15 protein-coding genes are annotated in these 19,347 nt (G+C 44.5%); 10 read left to right on the top strand and 5 right to left on the bottom strand.

Annotated features, from left to right (window positions below; translation table 11 throughout):
- Positions 1–237 precede the first annotated feature (237 nt).
- Entirely contained in the window at positions 238–1,599 is a 1,362-nt protein-coding gene (locus MJ595_RS15640) for a hypothetical protein (RefSeq protein ID WP_263078902.1), read from the top strand.
- A 26-nt stretch (positions 1,600–1,625) separates the two neighbouring features.
- Positions 1,626–2,861, top strand: a complete 1,236-nt coding sequence (locus MJ595_RS15635) for a hypothetical protein (protein ID WP_263078901.1) — start codon at positions 1,626–1,628, stop codon at positions 2,859–2,861.
- Between the two features lie 138 nt (positions 2,862–2,999).
- On the opposite strand, the gene yfcD is transcribed toward MJ595_RS15635, so the two are convergent.
- Positions 3,000–3,506: an NUDIX hydrolase YfcD gene (yfcD, locus tag MJ595_RS15630; RefSeq protein WP_263078900.1), complete on the bottom strand. Its 507-nt coding sequence runs from the start codon at positions 3,504–3,506 to the stop codon at positions 3,000–3,002.
- Positions 3,507–3,584: 78 nt separating this feature from the next.
- Positions 3,585–4,061: a YbaK/EbsC family protein gene (locus tag MJ595_RS15625; RefSeq protein ID WP_263078899.1), complete on the bottom strand. Its 477-nt coding sequence runs from the start codon at positions 4,059–4,061 to the stop codon at positions 3,585–3,587.
- 335 nt (positions 4,062–4,396) lie between these two features.
- Here MJ595_RS15625 and ppnN point away from each other — a divergent pair, with 335 nt between their 5' ends.
- Positions 4,397–5,770: a nucleotide 5'-monophosphate nucleosidase PpnN gene (gene ppnN, locus MJ595_RS15620; protein WP_263078897.1), complete on the top strand. Its 1,374-nt coding sequence runs from the start codon at positions 4,397–4,399 to the stop codon at positions 5,768–5,770.
- Positions 5,771–6,157: 387 nt separating this feature from the next.
- Positions 6,158–8,749: a bifunctional aconitate hydratase 2/2-methylisocitrate dehydratase gene (locus MJ595_RS15615; protein ID WP_263078896.1), complete on the top strand. Its 2,592-nt coding sequence runs from the start codon at positions 6,158–6,160 to the stop codon at positions 8,747–8,749.
- A 98-nt stretch (positions 8,750–8,847) separates the two neighbouring features.
- Here the strand turns inward: MJ595_RS15615 and nfo are convergent, their stop codons facing one another.
- Positions 8,848–9,693 carry a deoxyribonuclease IV gene (nfo, locus tag MJ595_RS15610; RefSeq protein WP_263078895.1) on the bottom strand — a complete coding sequence of 282 codons (846 nt, stop codon included), beginning with the start codon at positions 9,691–9,693 and terminating at the stop codon, positions 8,848–8,850.
- A 144-nt stretch (positions 9,694–9,837) separates the two neighbouring features.
- On the opposite strand from nfo, the gene MJ595_RS15605 reads away from it, so the two are divergent.
- The 6 genes from MJ595_RS15605 to cydX all read left to right on the top strand — a co-directional run bounded on the left by MJ595_RS15605 (position 9,838) and on the right by cydX (position 16,319).
- Positions 9,838–10,854 (top strand): hypothetical protein, encoded by a 1,017-nt coding sequence (locus tag MJ595_RS15605; RefSeq protein WP_263078894.1) that lies wholly within the window; start codon positions 9,838–9,840, stop codon positions 10,852–10,854.
- A gap of 184 nt (positions 10,855–11,038) precedes the next feature.
- Positions 11,039–11,614, top strand: a complete 576-nt coding sequence (locus MJ595_RS15600) for a response regulator (RefSeq protein ID WP_263078893.1) — start codon at positions 11,039–11,041, stop codon at positions 11,612–11,614.
- Between the two features lie 100 nt (positions 11,615–11,714).
- Complete coding sequence (locus MJ595_RS15595) at positions 11,715–13,103, top strand: ATP-binding protein (protein ID WP_263078892.1); 1,389 nt, start codon at positions 11,715–11,717, stop codon at positions 13,101–13,103.
- 330 nt (positions 13,104–13,433) lie between these two features.
- On the top strand, positions 13,434–15,011 hold the full coding sequence (locus MJ595_RS15590; RefSeq protein ID WP_263078891.1) for a cytochrome ubiquinol oxidase subunit I: 1,578 nt from the start codon (positions 13,434–13,436) through the stop codon (positions 15,009–15,011).
- Positions 15,012–15,026: 15 nt separating this feature from the next.
- On the top strand, positions 15,027–16,163 hold the full coding sequence (cydB, locus tag MJ595_RS15585) for a cytochrome d ubiquinol oxidase subunit II (RefSeq protein ID WP_263078889.1): 1,137 nt from the start codon (positions 15,027–15,029) through the stop codon (positions 16,161–16,163).
- A gap of 15 nt (positions 16,164–16,178) precedes the next feature.
- On the top strand, positions 16,179–16,319 hold the full coding sequence (gene cydX, locus MJ595_RS15580) for a cytochrome bd-I oxidase subunit CydX (RefSeq protein ID WP_263078888.1): 141 nt from the start codon (positions 16,179–16,181) through the stop codon (positions 16,317–16,319).
- 70 nt (positions 16,320–16,389) lie between these two features.
- Here cydX and MJ595_RS15575 read toward each other — a convergent pair whose 3' ends face one another.
- Positions 16,390–18,510, bottom strand: coding sequence for an AarF/UbiB family protein (locus MJ595_RS15575; protein WP_263322524.1), 2,121 nt, complete (start codon positions 18,508–18,510; stop codon positions 16,390–16,392).
- Positions 18,507–19,340, bottom strand: coding sequence for a hypothetical protein (locus MJ595_RS15570; RefSeq protein ID WP_263078887.1), 834 nt, complete (start codon positions 19,338–19,340; stop codon positions 18,507–18,509). Before MJ595_RS15570 ends, MJ595_RS15575 begins: the two co-directional genes overlap by 4 nt.
- Between the last annotated feature and the right edge of the window lie 7 nt (positions 19,341–19,347).

The raw sequence follows: 19,347 nt of genomic DNA, 5'->3' as shown, positions 1-19,347 counted from the left end.
ATAATACTTTATATTTATATAAAAGTAGTTAGTTAAATCTCTCAGCTATCCCAATAAAATCAGTTATAAACAACAGCCAACAAATAATATCACCTCATATTGCTTTAATAAAATTTTTTTTATTCCCTAAATATCTTTTCTCCATACTTAAATAGGCTAGCTTTCTAAAAAGAAAAGAGTGTTTGATTTGTAAAAAATATTAAAGGCAATATATCTTAACTGATCGGAGCCGTAAGGATGAAAACAGAAAGATCACTATTTATATACTTGCTAAGCACTGCAATAGCAATAAGCAGTTTTGATGCATTAGCTGGCAGGGGAAATAAAAGGCCTCATATGGAATCCAGAGCCTCTGCCAGCCAATCACATTCAACTAACCAACAAGATGAACAAAACTCAGAGTCAGAGGATGAAGACAGCAACCCAACCACACGAAAACGGGCGCGACCAGGATCAAGCAGAAATGGTGAAAATAATATGGAGGCTATGTTTCAAAGGATGCTTGAACAGCAAAACAACAACACGCAACAACAAAGCCAAATTCTTCAACAATTAGTTGACCACGTAAAAGAACTTAAAGATAAAACTGACAGAAAAAAAACAATCAACCGAAAGCATGAAGATGACAGAAAAGGGCTTAGCATGGGATTCGAAGATGAGATGACCAGTCTATCCCAAAAGCTATGGCAGGCAAAGGACGGTTTATTAAAATGGAAACACAACAGTAGAGAAATCCCATTTAACTACCACCTATTATTTAGAGCATTATCAACAACATGCCCTGATGGTTTTTCTGCTAATCAGGTTGATAGGATTATCGAGCTATATACTTTTGGTAAAAGCAGAAGACAAAAATTTCGCAAGGGCTGGGAATCAGGTTTCCAACAGGCATTCTCTGATGATGAGATGGGTAAAGCAACGCTGGTATTTATAGCATTATCGTCAAAGAGCCAAGAAACTGATTTTACTAGAGCTGCATGTGAGTGGTTTAACGAAAAAGAAATTACAGATGACGAAGGTCAAATGTACTCAACAGACTGGCTTCAAGATCAGGTCATGGATAAAGAATCTAAAGAACACTTTACAGTACCGTATTGGTGGAAAAATTTACCCACAACATTTGCAAATACACTAAAAAATCATTTAGAAAAAAAATCAGGATCAGAATATAGAGATTTCCAATTATCAGAAGCCGATGGCTTTTGGGGTTTTGTTATCAACGGCTTAGAAAACAGCCGAGAACCACATGAAAAAAATAGTGCAAAAACATTAAAAGCATTAAATCTTGGAAAAAAATCTTTTAAGGCAGCACTTACCATGGCCCTTGAAGAAAATGCCACCGCAGTAAGCACAAAAATCCTAGAAGCAGTATTAGAGTCTGCAAAAAATAAAGAGAAAGAAAAAACCAGTAATAGTAACCCTGTGAATAGTGATGACTCTGGAGAAGATGAAGCAGAAAATATTATTTATGAACCATTGTTAATGGATTTTATATATGAGTGCGTAGAACATGCCGAATATAAGGTTAAGCCAGTTATAAAACTGCATGTGAGCCTTATGACCGAAGGAAGACTTGAGGAACTTGGAAAAAAAAAATAGTTACACCGTACACTAGATCCACAACAATGACCAATACCTCAACCAGTAGTCAGTCTGAACTGCAGCGTGCAGTTCAGGTTGCAAAAGATACCCCAAACAGAAATATCTGGAACAATCCTCTTCATACAATTCCTAATACCTTTGTACAAAAAGGTAATATTACTGGTATAGAAAATTTTGGTAATTTCTTTTCAATGGGAACTAATCATATAACTCAATGCATACCTGTTCATGTGCAAAGATTTGATGTTTTATTGAATCATATTGATGGTAACCCTGGTGGATTACACGATGGCAGTGGCCGCTTATTAAAGTGTGTCGAACTGTGCCCCCATCAGAACCTACCAAATACTCCTAAATATTGGATAAAAATAACAGATAAAAAACAAAGAAGCCTACCTATTCTAGTTGGACAATCAAGAGAGAGCATGGAGGTATTCGATGAACAGCAACCTCAATATTTATGCGGCCCAGTTAAAAACACAATGGGATATATACCTTCAGAAACATTCAAGCAAAGAATAAAAGAAAGAATCTCAAATACATTTGCTCACTATTGCAATTGCAGAAAACCTGTTCGCTGGCTAGAAGACAGTGATGCATCCTCTCCAGTTGATACTAGAGATGCCTTCGTCCTTGTTGATCAAGAACAACCAAACATAATGGTAAAAGTAGCTTTCCCAGGCGGGTATAGAAACATATTAAACAATAGAAACAATGAATACTATCTTGCAAAATTAAGGAGATCATTTGGAAGCGATTGGCAATTCGATATAACGAAAATGAAATCAAGAAATACTCAGTCAGTAGAAACGTTCACTGAAATATCCGCAAAGGAACGTTCTGATAATTATTTCAACATCAAGCCTTATGACCGAAGAGGAGAAGAACATTTTCAAGCCGCATTCAACAAATCATTCCATAACCATCCAGAAAATAAAATTACCGTTTTCATCGCTATCATCAGAGGTGAAAGACTATCTGACCATGCAATAGAAACCGATGGTCCTTCTGAAATTGCGGCAGGTGGATTTGACGAACCTGATTCGCTGGACATAAAAAGAGGCATAGCTGTTACATCTGATCAAGGATCAGGTACTAGGCTCAGAACCGCAACAGTTGCTTCTGATATGTTCACCATCATTGGCTTACAGCAAATAGATATCTACCCATACACTACAAAAAGCGAAGATAATCTAACCTGCTCTCATGTACTTGATAAACTTACCAAAGAGTATGAGAATATTATTCAGCCCTTATAGTTCTTCAAAAATGACCGAGAGTTTAGTTTTTCAATCAAATCCCGAGGCTCTACAATCAGGCAATATTGAGATAGAGCCTGCCATAAACTCAATGAGCAACAGGAAAGACACCTTTAACAATTCCTGTAAACATGCTATTCAAAATCCTCTTTGTTGAGTCTGTATCATACGCTCAAGAGCCACCAGACTATCCGGGGTATAATTTCTATTGAATCGATTTTCCAGGATATCCTCCGGTGACTCCAGCACCACATTAGCCACCTCATCTTTCTGTAAAACCACTGATCCATCATAGCAACAGCTGTAAACCCTTCCCCAGACCCGGCAGTCATCGCTATGGAAATAAAAATGAAAGTGAGGAATCAATTCCACCTTGCGAATACCAAGCTCTTCTTCAAGCTCCCGGCAAGCTGCCTGATTATAACTTTCTCCCTGGGCAACCACGCCTCCCGCGGTGATATCAAAATAACCGGGAAAGATATCCTTGTTCAGCGTTCTTTCTTGTACTAACAGCTGGCCTTTACCATTAAAGACAAATATGTAAACTGCCCTGTGACACAGCTTTTCCTGCCGCATCTTACCACGAGGGGCAGTGCCAACCACCTGATTATGATCATCAACTAATAGCACATATTCTTCAGACACCCAATGGTCCTCCTTTTTCCCCGCTTAAGCGGTCATATTATTATATTTTGGAATCATACTATCCCAACATGAGCAAATTTATCCAATGGTGTTACGTAATCTATCTGACAAAATCACTGGTTTAACCAGTTTGGTAAAATCCAGCCATGATAGTACAACCCGTTCTGACGCATTATCGCTACTAAATGCCAACGGCTGATCCCCCTTAAGGGACTCCGATAAAAATACGGATAACCCATAAAGATTACCAAAAGCCGGCATAACTCCTGGCTCACAATGAGGAAAGTAAGCAGATAGCTCCTCCTCTGATGCCAACTCAACACTTCGGGCACCGGCAACCAGTCCAAGAATACCGAAGTTAACCCGCTCAGAAGCCGGAATAATGCATAAAGCCAATTCACCATCAAGCTTTACAGCAACAGTTTTAGCCACCCATCGACCCGGCATATGAACCTGCCTGGCGACTTCCTGTGCACTATAAGCAGGCGGATGACGTTTAGTGCTATATAGGACACAGCCACTATTCAGGTAGTCAGATAATTCTTTGGTGAGCATACCACTTACCTCAAAGCTGTGCTTTAGCGGGATTTTTTGCAGGGATAAATTAGAGAATGTTCTCAATACAATCTGTTGAAATTTGTCAGATGATTAGATTTTCGTCAAGACTGATAACTCATAGCAATAACTTATATAATACTATGGTACTCCGCACACTCTCTGATAAATGAAGCAAAAGAGTCACAGAGGCGTCAAAGGAAAACGTCATCTGCACCACAATCAAGGACAAGTGATCAAAACGGAGCACAGGTAAAAACAATCAATACATAAAACCCACCGGCAACCACTCTACCAATAGCCGGTAAAAAACATAAAAAGTCCCTGGAGGCATTATGAGTAAAAAGAGTGTTGTTTCAGCAATAGTCAACCCGGTTGGCAGTATGCGCGTGCTTTCAAGCCGGGAAGTGAGCCGCCTGCAGGACACCAGCAAAACAGGACTCCATCGGTTATTCCGCCGATGTGCCCTGGCTGTCCTAAGCTGTGAGAAAGAAGGAGATAATGCTGAAGCACTACTGCTTGACTACCAAGACTTTGATATCAGTATTGTTCAGGAACACCGTGGCCTGAAACTGGAATTACTCAATGCGCCAGCCAATGCCTTTGTGGGTGGAAAGCTGATTCTTGGTGTCAGGGAAAACCTTTTTTCAGTGTTGAGAGATATCTTATACGTTTCTTCTCATATTACCGATGACCCCCGCTTTGATACCAACCGCTCCACCGATATTACCCACCTGACATTTGAAATCCTCCGCAATGCCAACGCTTTTATCATAAAACAACCCCCCAACATTGTTGTTTGTTGGGGTGGGCACTCCATTTCACGGGAGGAGTATGAATACACAAAAACCGTCGGTTATCAACTGGGTCTGAGGTATATGGATATCTGTACAGGCTGTGGCCCCGGAGCAATGAAAGGCCCAATGAAAGGAGGGTATATTGGTCATGCCAAGCAGCGGGTATCAAAAGGACGTTTTATCGGTTTAACCGAACCTGGAATTATTGCAGCAGAATCCCCCAATCCCATTGTAAACGAACTGGTAATTCTGCCTGACATTGAAAAGCGACTGGAAGCCTTTGTCCGGCTTGGCCATGGCATTGTCGTTTTCCCTGGCGGCCCCGGTACCTGTGAGGAGATTCTGTATATCCTGGGAATCCTTTTACACCCTAAAAATAAAGATATCCCCCTGCCATTGGTATTTACAGGCCCGGCATCTGCACAAGCCTATTTTGAGCAAATCGACCACTTTATTGGCCAGACTCTGGGAGAAAAAGCCCGAAAACGCTATAAAATAATCATAGATAACCCGGTGGAGGTGGCTCGAACCATGCGGACGGGCCTGGAGAAAGTCACCCGGTTCAGACGAAAACACGGGGATGCCTACTACTTCAACTGGCTTCTGGAAATCGACCGGGAGTTTCAATCCCCCTTTGAGCCGACCCATGAAAACATGGCAAACCTTGAACTCAGTCTTGATATGCCTACCCATTTACTGGCGGCCAATATAAGACGTCTCATGTCTGGTATTGTGTCTGGTAATATTAAGGAAGATGGCGTTAAAGCCATCAGAAAGCACGGTCCTTATCAAATCACCGGAGATCCCGAACTGATGCAGTATATGGATAAACTGCTGGAGTCATTTGTCAAGCAGTGTCGAATGAAGCTGCCTGGCAGTGAATACAAACCCTGTTATCAAATTGTGAAATAACCTAAATCCAACTCTGTACATAACAAGTTGAATTTTACTCTTTTCACCACAGCCCCTAAAGTGCTTAATATAAGGCGCAGAGAACACAACTTTTTCATATCTTTAAAAAATAAATCTCTGTGCCTGTTTCTTGAATAAAGCCTCTTTTATGCTCTCCGAAAACGAGGAGAGCTTGGAAAAAACTGCTATTCACCCGATAAATACCAGCCATTTCGGCAATTACTTAACTTAAATACTGCTATTCGCTATAATGCCACCACAACCAAAACAAGAAGTATATCGAACATTCACTTCCTGTTATCACTGCCTGGAATGACCAACAGTCAAAATATTGCTAACTCAAAGAAGGATCGTTCAGGCCAGCCACAGATGATGAGGGTATAATTTGTGCTAGAAGCCTACAGAAAACATGTTCAGGAGCGTGCTACCGCCGGAATTCCACCCAAGCCACTAAATCCGGAGCAGGTTTCTGAGCTGGTCGAATTACTCAAACAGCCTCCGGCGGGTGATGAGCAGACATTACTGGAACTCCTGGAGCACAGAATTCCACCTGGCGTGGATGAGGCCGCCTACGTCAAGGCAGGGTTTCTGTCAGCCATCGTTAATGGCGATGCCTCTTCCCCATTAATTACTAAAGAACAGGCCCTGGAGCTATTGGGTAAAATGCACGGTGGCTACAATATTACCACCCTGGTTCAACAACTGGATAATGACCGCTTAGCTCCCCTGGCAGCAGAACAACTTAAGCACACCCTGTTAATCTTTGACGCCTTCCATGATATTGAAGAGAAAGCCTCTGCCGGCAATAACCATGCGAAAGCTATTTTACAATCCTGGGCAGATGCCGAATGGTTCACTTCAAGGGACAAAGTCGCTGACAGTATAAAAACAGTCGTCTTTAAAGTAACTGGGGAAACCAACACCGATGACCTGTCCCCGGCACCTGATGCCTGGTCCCGGCCAGATATCCCCCTGCATGCCAATGCCATGTATAAAATGGCCCGTGATGGCCTTAAGCCGGAAGACCCGGGAACCACTGGCCCCATCAGCCAGATAGAAGCCATTAAAGGCAAAGGACTACCCGTTGCCTTTGTGGGTGATGTGGTGGGTACCGGCTCATCCCGTAAATCAGCCACCAACTCGGTACTGTGGTTTTTCGGAGATGATATGCCAGGCGTACCCAACAAGCGCTCCGGCGGTATCTGTATCGGTGAAAAAGTAGCTCCCATCTTTTTTAATACCATGGAAGATGCCGGCGCCCTGGTCTTCGAGGCTCCTGTAGAAAAAATCAATATGGGGGATATCATTGAGATTCGCCCCTATGATGGCCAGATACTGTCAGAAAAAGGCGATATTCTTTCTGAGTTTTCCCTGAAATCTGATGTCCTTCTGGATGAGGTTCAGGCCGGAGGCCGAATCAACCTTATTATTGGCCGGGGCCTGACAGAAAAAGCCCGGGAGTCACTTAACCTCGAGCCGTCAGAGGTATTTCGTCGTCCAGCGGCCACCAGCGGTTCAAACAAGGGATTTACCCTGGCCCAGAAGATGGTTGGCAGGGCCTGTGGTGTGGAGGGCATTCACCCTGGCCAATATTGTGAACCCAAAATGACCACCGTTGGCTCCCAGGATACGACGGGGCCCATGACCCGGGATGAGCTGAAAGACCTGGCCTGTCTTGGTTTTTCATCCGACCTGGTGATGCAGTCTTTCTGTCATACTGCCGCCTACCCCAAACCCGTTGATATTGAAACCCAGCATACCTTGCCTGACTTCATTATGAACCGGGGAGGAGTAGCACTGCGCCCCGGTGACGGCATTATTCATAGCTGGCTCAATAGAATGCTATTGCCTGATACCGTGGGTACCGGTGGCGACTCCCATACCCGATTCCCAATGGGTATTTCCTTCCCGGCAGGTTCCGGCCTGGTTGCTTTTGCTGCTGCCACCGGGGTGATGCCCCTGGATATGCCGGAATCAGTACTGGTGCGGTTTAAAGGACAAATGCAGCCAGGTATTACCTTAAGGGACCTGGTTCACGCCATTCCGCTCTATGCCATTAAGCAGGGTCTGCTCACAGTGGAAAAAAAGGGCAAGAAGAATATATTCTCCGGTCGCATTCTTGAAATTGAAGGGCTTGAAGAGCTGACCGTAGAACAAGCCTTTGAGCTTTCCGATGCCTCTGCCGAACGTTCTGCCGCAGGCTGTACCATCACCCTTTCAGAAGAATCAGTTGCTGAGTACCTGCAATCCAATATCACCATGCTGCGCTGGATGATCAATGAAGGTTATGGCGATCCCAGAACCCTTGAGCGCCGCGCGAAGAAAATGGAAGAATGGCTGGCAGCCCCTAGCTTGATGAGAGCAGACACTGATGCTGAATATAAGGCCGTGATCGATATTGACCTCAGCGAAATTAATGAGCCGATTCTGTGCGCCCCCAATGACCCGGATGATGCACGAACATTGTCTGATGTGGCTGGAGACACTATTGATGAAGTTTTCCTCGGCTCCTGCATGACTAATATCGGTCATTTCCGTGCTGCCGGTAAATTACTGGAACAAAACAACAAGCCATTAAAGACCCGATTCTGGATGTCGCCCCCCACCAAAATGGATAAGGAGCAACTGATGGAAGAAGGCTATTACAATATTTATGGCCGGGCCGGTGTACGAACCGAAATCCCTGGCTGCTCTTTATGCATGGGCAACCAGGCCCGGGTGGATGCCGGAGCAACAGTGCTATCAACATCCACCCGTAACTTTCCAAACCGGTTAGGCGATGGGGCCAACGTCTATCTTTGCTCCGCCGAGCTGGCTGCAGTGGGTGCTATTTTAGGAAAGATACCCACTGCTGCTGAGTACCTGACCTTTGCCCAAAATATTGACAGCATGGCTGACGATATCTACCGCTACATGAACTTCAACAAACTGGAAACCTATCAGAAAGCTGCCGACAATATTATTGCCAAGGCAAGCTGATGGCTGATGGCTGATGGCTGATGGCTGATGGCTGATGGCTGATGGGGAATAGTATGAACTGCTATTCCCCATTCCCCATTCCCTATTCCCACTTACTACTAAATTGATTCCAGTTTTCTCAATGCCTGAATTTCTTCTGCCCAAATCGTGTCGTCTATGGTTTCAAGTACCATTGGAATGCCGTTAAAGCGATCATCCTGCATAATATAGCGGAAAACATCCCAACCAATTTCGCCCTGCCCCAGACTATGATGCCGGTCTTTTCTGGAACCCAAAGCCGCTTTTGAATCATTTAAATGCATGCCCTTCAGGTATCTGAAGCCGACAATACGATCAAAGTCTGCAAAGGTTGTTTCACAGGCCTCTGCCGTTCTCAAGTCATAGCCCGCAACAAAGGTATGACAGGTATCAAGGCATACGCCTACCCGGTCTTTATCCTCAACCTGATCAATAATTTCCGCCAACTCCTCGAAACGCCAGCCCAGGTTGCTCCCCTGTCCTGCGGTATTTTCAATAACGGCTATAACACCTTCTGTTTTATCAAGCGCCAGATTAATGGATTCAGCAATACGGGCAAGACAATCACCCACATCCATCTTTCGTAAATGGCTACCGGGATGAAAATTCAGGCGATCCAGGCCAAGCTGCATGCATCGTTGCAGCTCATCAATAAAAGCAAGGCGGGATTTTTCCAGCGCCTGCGGCTCTGGATGCCCCAGATTAATCAGATAACTGTCATGGGGAAGAATTTGCTCAGGCTTATAGCCATATTGCTCACACCGCGCCTTAAACAGGGCTATATTATTGTCTGACAAAGGTTTTGCCTGCCACTGCCTTTGATTTTTGGTAAACAATGCAAAGGCCGTGGCACCCAGTTTATAGGCATTAACCGGCGCATTTTCTACACCACCCGCAGCACTCACATGTGCGCCAACATACTTCATTCCTATCATAATCCTTTTACAACCATGAATCGTTCTAACCCTGTTTTTACTCCCAAGCCATTGTATCTTTTTTGTATGTATAAAACTTACTGTCTCTCTTTTTCTGTTATTGCACTCTTTCTTATATTCACTGGCAATATAGCAGTGGCTGAAGATGAGATGGAGATGGACTGTCCAAGGTGTCACCAACAGTACGATACACTTGAAACATCCGTTGAGAAAGATTATTGGCTATGTAAAGAGTGCTGTTTGATTTTACCTAAAAACAGCACATGGATGAGAAATTTCATCCCCACCTCAAAAAAAGCAACTGCACTGGCTTCTGTCTTTGCACTAGGAGTAGGATGGGCACTAGGTAAAACATTAGATACTTATACATTAGTACCAGTAGTCACAACCACTTCGATAATAGCCGCCATCATGCATGGTAAATATTATCCCAAATGGTCATCATGGCTTAACTGCCCTCATTTTAATGGGGATGAAACCAAAAAATCCATGCATAAAGGCCGTTTTGACGCAGGCGTGCGTAATAAACTTTTTTCACATATGGTGTCACTATCCTTTGAGGAGCTTATGTTTTCCTCCATCGCTGGTTTTATAAAAAATTATAGGCACTATCCAGGGTCATATAGCAAAGTATGCCTGGCTTATTGCTTAACCATCACTAAAAAGGAATTATTCATTAACCTGGAACAAACAAAGGATGACTTGATAGAACCCTTCAAGCAAGAGCTCTCAGCACTAAATGATGCAGAAGTTGACCATAAAACAGGAATGTTCAAAATCAACCAACAGATGCAGACAGTAGATCCGGAGTTCATGCAAGCTGTAAATAACTACAATACTAAATCGCCAAAAAGCAGCGAGAAACAAGATCGATTAGTAGAAATATTTAAAAGGGAAATGCCTCCAGCTTCATCCATTATTATGGCCCTGGAAGATGTATTACACGTGGTAATTTATAAGTTTTTCAACAAACAAGAGAATTACACCGGATACTGGGTATATATTCCCTTATACGATATCAGCACTGCATACCTTAACCAACCTGACTATATGTACCCCATACAACCCGGCTTCATTAACGCTTTAATGGAATTAACTGGCGTGGAGGCAAATTCTATAAAGCTTTACCTCCCCTACCATTACAACCAATAGTTCTATACCAGAGATATTCAACCGCACCATCACAAGTCGCCCCCCCCACATAACAACAGGCTGTCGTGCACATTCAGTACCCCCTAATCAGGAATCACACATATCCCAACGGGCCGGGAACAGTTATACTACCGTTTTTTTTCACAAAAGGCGGCCCTTGCCTCTCCATACTGGCTAGAACTGCATGAATATCCTCCTGGTTGAAGATGACCCGACCCTTGGCCCAGAACTTCGAGATCGCTTTAAGAACAGCGGACACAACACAACCCTCACCTGCAATGCATCTGAAGGCGAGTATTACGCCCTTGAATACCCCGTTGATGTGTGTGTTGTTGACCTGGGGCTACCTGATAAAGATGGCCTGGAACTACTGGCCAGCCTGAGAAAAAGTGGCTATTCCAAGCCTATCCTGATCCTGACCGCAAGGGATGAATGGGAAATAAAGGTGGATGCCCTGGACTGTGGTGCTGACGACTACCTGACCAAACCGTTTATATTTGAAGAGTTGCTGGCGCGGATTAACGCATTGATTCGACGTTCATCAGGCCATGCCAGCTCAATTATAAAAGCGCCTCCCATTGCTTTGGATATTGCCGCCCATAAACTGGAAGTCAACGACAGGCCTGTTTCGCTGACAGCCTATGAATACCGGCTGCTGGAATATCTCATGCGCAACGCAGGGGAAATTGTTTCCAAACGGGACCTGCTCGACTATATGATATGTATCCTGATGAATCAGAGATACGTGATAACAACGTGATAGAAGTGTTACTTAATCGCCTGAGGCAAAAACTGAAAGCTGCACACGTCAACAATGCCATTGAAACCCGCCGGGGTCTGGGATACTGCTTTGTCCTGCCATGCAAAAACCATCATCACTAAGACTTAGGATTATCGCATCAGCCGCGATCCTGTTGCTATTATTCGAGATACTTTTTTGCCTGACCCTATTCAGGCGCTACAGGGAAAATGCCTATTATACAGAATATGAGAAATTGCAGTCTGATGTTGCCACCCTTCTTTCACTAGCCCGATTTAACCATGGCAAGGTCACCATGCCGGAAAGAACGCCCAACGATGAATTCAGTGAAATTGAATCTGATCTTCTGGGTGTAGTGCTCGATGAGCACCTTCACCTGATTTGGAGTACTATTAGTGCCCATGATGAAAATGTCAAAATAGGCGAAATCATCAACCTGCCTTCCAGCCCCCTCTTTGGTGATCGTTTATTTGGCATTACGATCGTCAACCAAAAAGAATTTTTCTATTTTGCCGTAAAGCATACCTCTGAATACCTGATCAAAGATTATTATTTTGTTGCTCTCCACTCCAAGGCTGAATTTGATGAAAAAATAGCCAGATTCTGGCTACTGGTTATCTGGTTGGGACTGGCACTCGTTATTTTAGCGGTTCTAATGACAGTCGGTATTTCATGGGGACTCAGCCCCCTAAAGCGCATTGACCGGGAACTCAATGAACTGGAAAAAGGTGCCAGAGACCGCCTATCAAGCAAGCACCCGGCGGAAGTCAGCGGCATAACAGAAGAGTTTAACCAGTTGCTTGACCGGGAGAGACAACAAAAAGATCGTTACAAGAATACTCTCTCGGATTTAGCCCACAGCCTGAAAACCCCTGTTGCTGTGCTAAAACTACTGATTGAACGAACCCCGGGAGTGGAAGGTGCCCATACACGACAGGAATTTATGGAATCCAGCAGCTATCAGTTGCAGCAAATGTCAGCCATTATCCAGTATCAACTCAAGAGGGCTATGATCAGCGGTAGCAAGCGCCTGGGTAACAAACCCTTTCAGCCACAACCTCTTCTGCATAAACTGTGTAGTAATCTTGCCAGAATTCAGGTCAATCGTACCGTACAATGGCATCTCGATTGTAACGAGAATATAGAACTGCTGATCAACCGCCAGGATTTTTTTGAGTGCGCAGGCAACCTGCTGGAAAATGCTTTCCGTTTATCAAACTCTGTTGTCCATACCAGTTTACATCTTGGCAATAACAGCAAGGGAGGCCTGTTAATGGTTTTAAAAGTTGAAGATGATGGCCCTGGTGTCGCTGATGATTTTAAGGATAAGATTATGCAAAGAGGTATCAGGGCTGACCGGAAAACCCCGGGGCATGGACTGGGCCTTGCTATTATCAAGGATATCGTGGATGACTATGATGGCAGCCTTGAAGTGAAGGACTCTGCCCTGGGAGGAGCCCTGTTTATTATCAGTTTACCGGCCAACTAGTGCAGGCGATAGTTGATGCTTGAGGGTCACGATTCAAAACCATTACCAGCTCACCCTTGATCACTTCCATCACTCATAATTTGACATTTATCAACACTTCGGTTTACCCCGGTATTGTTACGCATTGAAACAGTCTAAACTTCACTGGCAAACAATTCTCAGCTGTAATAACTGTCAACTGAACTCCATAACTCCCCCCTGGCATGCGTGCCACATATAGATGTGATCACTATCACATCCCGGTACGTACAATTGCTGAATGGGGGAGAAAATGAGGACGTTTTCAGCCAATTTCAGCAATCACCACCCTTTTAAGTCACGAGGAGTATTATGATTCTGGAAGAAATCATTGACCTCTCGCGCTTCCAGTTCGCTGTGACAGCGCTTTACCACTTTCTGTTTGTGCCCCTGACCCTTGGCATGACCTTTATGCTGGCTATCATGGAGTCAGTTTATGTCATGACGGGTAAACAGGTGTACAGGGATATGACCCGTTTCTGGGGAAAACTCTTCGGTATTAACTTTGCAGTAGGGGTGGCCACTGGCCTCACCATGGAATTCCAGTTTGGCACCAACTGGTCCTACTACTCCCATTACGTCGGTGATATTTTTGGTGCGCCTCTTGCCATTGAAGGCCTGATGGCATTTTTCCTGGAATCCACCTTTGTGGGTATGTTCTTCTTTGGCTGGGATCGCCTGAGCAAGGTTCAGCACCTGACCTGTACCTGGTTAATGGCCATCGGCACCAACCTCTCCGCCCTGTGGATTCTGGTGGCCAATGCCTGGATGCAGAATCCGGTCGGTGCAGAGTTCAACTTCGAAACCATGCGCATGGAAATGACCAGCTTTGCCGAGCTGTTCTTTAACCCCGTTGCCCAGGTCAAGTTTATCCATACTGTGGCCGCAGGCTATACCACCGGAGCCATTTTTGTTTTATCCATCAGTGCATGGTATCTGCTGAGAGGCCGTGATATCGGCTTTGCCCGACGCTCTTTTGCTGTGGCTGCGGGTTTTGGCTTGGCGGCTATCATCTGCACCATTATTCTTGGCGATGAATCCGGGTATGAACTGGGCGATGTCCAGGAAGTCAAACTGGCAGCTATCGAAGCGGAATGGGATACAGAACCGGCACCCGCCGCATTCACTCTGTTTGGTATTCCCAACCAGGAAGAAAAGCGTACTGATTTTGCCATCAAGATTCCCTACGCCATGGGCATTATCGCTACCCGTTCCCTGGATGAACAGGTACTGGGTATCAAGGATCTGATCGAAATCAGGAAAGATCGCATTCGTAGCGGCATGGTGGCCTACGAGCTGCTGCAGAAACTGAAAAACGGCCAGGATACCCCTGAAAACCGCCGGGCATTCAGTGAAGTCTCTGATGACCTAGGTTATGGTTACCTGCTGACCCGTTATACCGATGACATTCCCAGCGCCACCGATGAGCAAGTCAACCAGGCTGCGGAAGACGCCATTCCTACTGTCTGGCCTCTGTTCTTTGCCTTCCGGATTATGGTGGGTTGTGGTGTCCTGATGCTGCTATTACTGGCTACTGCTTTCTATAAAACAGCCCGCCGCATCGAATACAAGAGTCCGCTATTCCTCAAACTCTGCGTGCTGGCACTGCCCCTGCCCTTTATTGCCAGTGAAGTAGGCTGGTTTGTTGCAGAATTTGGCCGGCAGCCCTGGACCATTTCCGGTGTCCTGCCCACTTACCTGTCTGCCTCTTCAAGAACAGCCACCGACCTGTACCTGAGTATTGCCGGCTTCACCCTGTTCTACGGTATTTTTGCCATTATCGAAGTCTGGCTGATGGTGAAATATGCCCGCAAAGGCCCCAGCAGCCTGCATACCGGGCGCTACCACTTTGAACAAAAAGCCAACCGTCTTGCAGCGCAGACTCAGTAATCAAGGAGGCCTACTGTGGATTACGAAATTCTCAAATTAATCTGGTGGGTTCTGGTTGGCGTATTGCTGATCGGCTTTGCCATTACTGACGGCTATGATCTGGGTACCGCCAACCTGTTGCCCTTTATGAGCAAAACAGACAGCGAACGCCGGATTATGGTGAACGCCATTGCCCCGCACTGGGATGGTAACCAGGTCTGGCTGATCACTGCCGGGGGCGCCATGTTTGCCGCCTGGCCACTGGTCTACGCCACCGCTTTTTCCGGTTTTTACTGGGCCATGATCCTGGTGCTGTTTGCCTTGCTTATCCGCCCCATGGCTCTGGATTACCGCTCCAAAATCGACGACCCTCGCTGGCGGGCTGCCTGCGACTGGGGACTGTTTGCCAGCGGTGTGGTTCCCTCCCTGGTATTCGGCGTCGCCTTTGGCAACCTGTTCCAGGGTTATGGTTTTGATCTGGACAACCTGATGCGCTCCAGTTTTACCGGCACTTTCTTTGGCCTGCTCAACCCCTTTGCCTTGCTCTGCGGTGTGGTCAGTCTCGCCATGCTGAATATGCAGGGTGCGGCCTGGCAAGCCTTACGGGCAGGATCTCCCATTCAGGAGCGTGCTGCCAAAACAGCGCGTCTGTTTGCGGTGGTTACCATCGTGACCTTTGCCCTGGCGGGAGTCTGGGTTGCCAATATTCCCGGTTTTGAAATTACCAGCGTGATTGACCCCAATGCTGCGTCAAACCCGCTGGCTAAAACAGTGGCTATGGTTGAAAGCGGTCGCTGGCTGGCTAACTATAGCAAGTACCCATGGATGCTGATTGCTCCGGTACTGGGCTTTGCAGGCGCTTTAGGGGTGGTTCTGCTGGCAAAAACCCGTTTCCATGCCCTGACCTTTATCAGCTCCAGCATTACCCAGGCCGGTGTCATCATGACCGCCGGGTTCTCCCTGTTCCCATTCATTCTGCCTTCCAGCTCCCATCCGGAAGTCAGCCTGACCGTATGGGATGCCACATCCAGTTACATGACCCTGGCCATCATGACCTTTGTAGCCGCCGTGTTTGTACCCATTGTCCTGGGCTACACCATCTGGTGTTTCTACAAAATGTGGGGGCGTGTCACTGCCGAGCACGTATCCGAAAACAGTCATTCACTTTATTAAGGGAGGCCAGAAAACATGTGGTACTTTACTTGGATACTGGGTGTGTTACTGGCATGCTCTTTCGGTATTATCAACGTGCTTTGGTATGAGTTCCATACTGACCACTTTGATGAAGAAACCGGTGATCCGCTGGATAAGCCTGAAAAGAGTATATAAATTCATTCCTGCATGCACCGCCAGCTAGCGGTTCATGCAGCCTCTGTTTATTATCTATCGTACACTCACACTATGGCCTTGCCTGATGATTACAGGGGATAGTTTTAGTTTTTCTTTTTTCTTCATGGTATTTAGCTAACATACCTTCAACATGCCTCAGCTTTAACAGGTTATTTTTTCGCTTTTGATTATATATGCCTTGCAAATAATCAATATACAAATCACAAATATGAGACTCTGAATATTGGGCACGAGCACCGCGGCGGTCACGATCCAAAACCCACCATTCTAAAGCTTTTAGCCGGGTTCCATCAGAATAGCTATTATTTCGCTTTTCATTGATTAAAGCGTCAAGTTGCACTGCTGATATGTCATCCGTTGCAAAACGCTGATAGTGTTTTTTCCCTCCCACAGACTGTTTCGAATCCTGCTTTAAATAAGCCAACGAGTCCAGCCTTACTTTAATCTTCCATCGCAAGTTACGCGCACGCCCTGTAACATCACGCGGGCTTTTTGCCCATACCCTCCAAGTATAGAGTTCATCCAATTCTTTTTGTAAAGACAAAAGAGTATCCTTATCCCTTAAATCACCTTGAAGATAGAATATTTTGTCTTCAATGGCAGATAGCCTTTTTTTAAAATCTGACAGGGTAGTATCTATACCCTTCTTACTGTCTAAATTCTCTGTTTTTTCTGAAACTAAACCCTTCCCATAACAGTCACCCCCTTTTTCAGCTCTAGTCTTATCTTTTCCTGGTAAGGCTTTAGTTTGAGTCATAGCAGGCTTTTTTGACCTTAAGTATTCAGGGTCTACATAAGGAGGCTTGGTATCATTGAGGTATGTCAGCCAAACGAATTTATCTGAAAATATAGGTGGAACACGATAGCGTTTTCTTAAATCATCCAGGTAATTTTTATCCTCTGGCATTGGCCGCTTAAACCGTTGTTCCTCACGTTCACGTTGTACAGAAACCGACTTTTCACTACCACTAACATTAATGCTGCCATTTTCAATTTCCTTTGCATTAAACGCATCAATTCTCGCTTTACATTGTAGATAGTAACTATATTCGGATGGGAAAACAGGACTAAAATGCTCCATTAAACAAGAAAACACTTTACCTGACATCCGTTGATCCGAATGTATATACGCTAAAATTTCACTCTCACTCAGCAAATCTCTATATTTCCCATACCCACAGAGAACACCCAAAGAATCAAGGGAGGTTGCGTCTGCTAAATGATAAATAAAACCACGTCTCAATCCCTCCTCACTCATTTCAGGCTGATGCTTAAAGCAGGTTAAATACAATTCAAAAGCCTCTTTCAAAATAGAACCTTCACTATTATCGTTATGAGATAAAACCTGACTTTTATGATAAAGAGCGTTCAAATAATTAACACATGCTTCCCCATCCCTATCTCTTTCAAACCTTCTTTTTATTTCTTTACTCACTTCATCTCTTTTATCTAAAACACCCAATTGACCAGCAATGTAATCACATCGAGAAGAAAAGCTAGCCACCCCGGGAAACCCTTTATTCTTTTCTGACTCTATCCACACTTTTAATAGCCTGACAAAATCACCTATTCCACTTATGTTATGACAATTTGGCATAACAGAACCAAAATCAAGAAACACTATACTATCTTCTCCTCCTTTTTTCTCGACCACCATTACATTGCCTGGATGAATATCCCCATGCAACAGACCTTTATTTTTAATCACATCCTTCCATATACCACAGGCCTTTTTATAGACCCTGGAAGCCTTAGCACCTTCACCTCTCTCTATCAAATCACTGACCACATCCCCCTTGACCAACTCCATGACCATAACATTTTTGGAGGCCATCCCCCAATCAGGGGTTCTTCCACTTCCGGCACTCACCCAATTAACCATTTCGCCATATTTATTCATTCTTTCTAACTCAAGCTTCATGTCGGCTTCTTTTTTTAAATTTTCATGAAAATCATTTAAATACTTTTTCATAAAACTTGATTCAAAGTCCGGTGCATTATCATAAAACCCAATAACAGATTCCATAAATCCATCAACCTCTGACTTCACACCAGGATATACCCCCTTCAACATAAACTTAAGCCAGGAATAATCTCTTTCCAATTTTTCTATAATATTATTCCTTACAACTTTTATCGCACACTCTCTTACCTCTCCAGATACTTTTATTTTTGCCTTATGAACCTGAGCAATAGTACCAACCCCAATAGGTTTTTTTCTATAGAAACAACCTCAAAACCAAGCTCTTTCCCTGCCTGTTTAATTTGCTGATCAATATAATCAAAACTCTCTGGTTGATTGTTTTTACAAAGGTGTAAAAAATCTTTTCTTTTTTCCCATGGGATATTTACATTGGCAGCAAACAGCTGCCCCAACTTAGATGAAAGTGGACCAAAGTTTTCAACATATTTACCAATATCACTCGCATTTGGCTTTATTCTACCATGCCACAAGGCCTCCATTATAATTGCTGCCGAGTTCGCTATATTTCCCGCAAGAGGTGATGTTTCTTGTATTTTCCTGATAGTTTTGGCACATAACGATTCACTGGAACTTTCGTTATCTATTGGTGCCACTACTTTCTTCTCTTCTTTTTCTGCCATTCTCTTCTTTTTATTTGCTGGTAAAGAAACACTTTCCTCCCCAACTTCAGAAAACTGTCGTTTACGTGCATACTCCCTCCTTGTTTGGTCAACACCTACAGGCTGCTCCTCCCCACTATGACTTAGCTTTCTTTTTTTAGCATCCCTACCACCTTCAAACTCAAAGCATTTCTCTTTTTGTAGTGGCTCTCGACAACCACTTACCGGCTCAACATCAGAAAACTTCCGTTTACCTATACATTTCCTACCTGTTTGACCAACATCTAAAGATTGCCCCTCGCTCTTAGCTGCTGAACAACTTCTACCGTTCATATAACCACAAGCATTCACGGATTGAGAAGCATCGAAAACACAATCCATTCCATCATAGTAATTTTTATTAATCTCGATTTTCATACTCTCA

It is taken from the genome of Endozoicomonas sp. Mp262, from assembly GCF_025643335.1.
GTDB lineage: Bacteria > Pseudomonadota > Gammaproteobacteria > Pseudomonadales > Endozoicomonadaceae > Endonucleibacter.
This window is presented reverse-complemented; position numbering and strand designations above follow the sequence as displayed.

Excerpts from the sequence above, each read along its gene's own strand:
- MJ595_RS15570 (WP_263078887.1), bottom strand. The coding sequence starts at position 19,340 with ATGAAAATCGAGATTAATAAAAATTACTATGATGGAATGGATTGTGTT.
- MJ595_RS15590 (WP_263078891.1), top strand. The coding sequence starts at position 13,434 with ATGATTCTGGAAGAAATCATTGACCTCTCGCGCTTCCAGTTCGCTGTG.
- MJ595_RS15635 (WP_263078901.1), top strand. The coding sequence starts at position 1,626 with ATGACCAATACCTCAACCAGTAGTCAGTCTGAACTGCAGCGTGCAGTT.
- cydX (WP_263078888.1), top strand. The coding sequence starts at position 16,179 with ATGTGGTACTTTACTTGGATACTGGGTGTGTTACTGGCATGCTCTTTC.
- MJ595_RS15595 (WP_263078892.1), top strand. The coding sequence starts at position 11,715 with ATGCAAAAACCATCATCACTAAGACTTAGGATTATCGCATCAGCCGCG.
- nfo (WP_263078895.1), bottom strand. The coding sequence starts at position 9,693 with ATGAAGTATGTTGGCGCACATGTGAGTGCTGCGGGTGGTGTAGAAAAT.
- MJ595_RS15640 (WP_263078902.1), top strand. The coding sequence starts at position 238 with ATGAAAACAGAAAGATCACTATTTATATACTTGCTAAGCACTGCAATA.
- MJ595_RS15600 (WP_263078893.1), top strand. The coding sequence starts at position 11,039 with ATGAATATCCTCCTGGTTGAAGATGACCCGACCCTTGGCCCAGAACTT.
- ppnN (WP_263078897.1), top strand. The coding sequence starts at position 4,397 with ATGAGTAAAAAGAGTGTTGTTTCAGCAATAGTCAACCCGGTTGGCAGT.
- MJ595_RS15625 (WP_263078899.1), bottom strand. The coding sequence starts at position 4,061 with ATGCTCACCAAAGAATTATCTGACTACCTGAATAGTGGCTGTGTCCTA.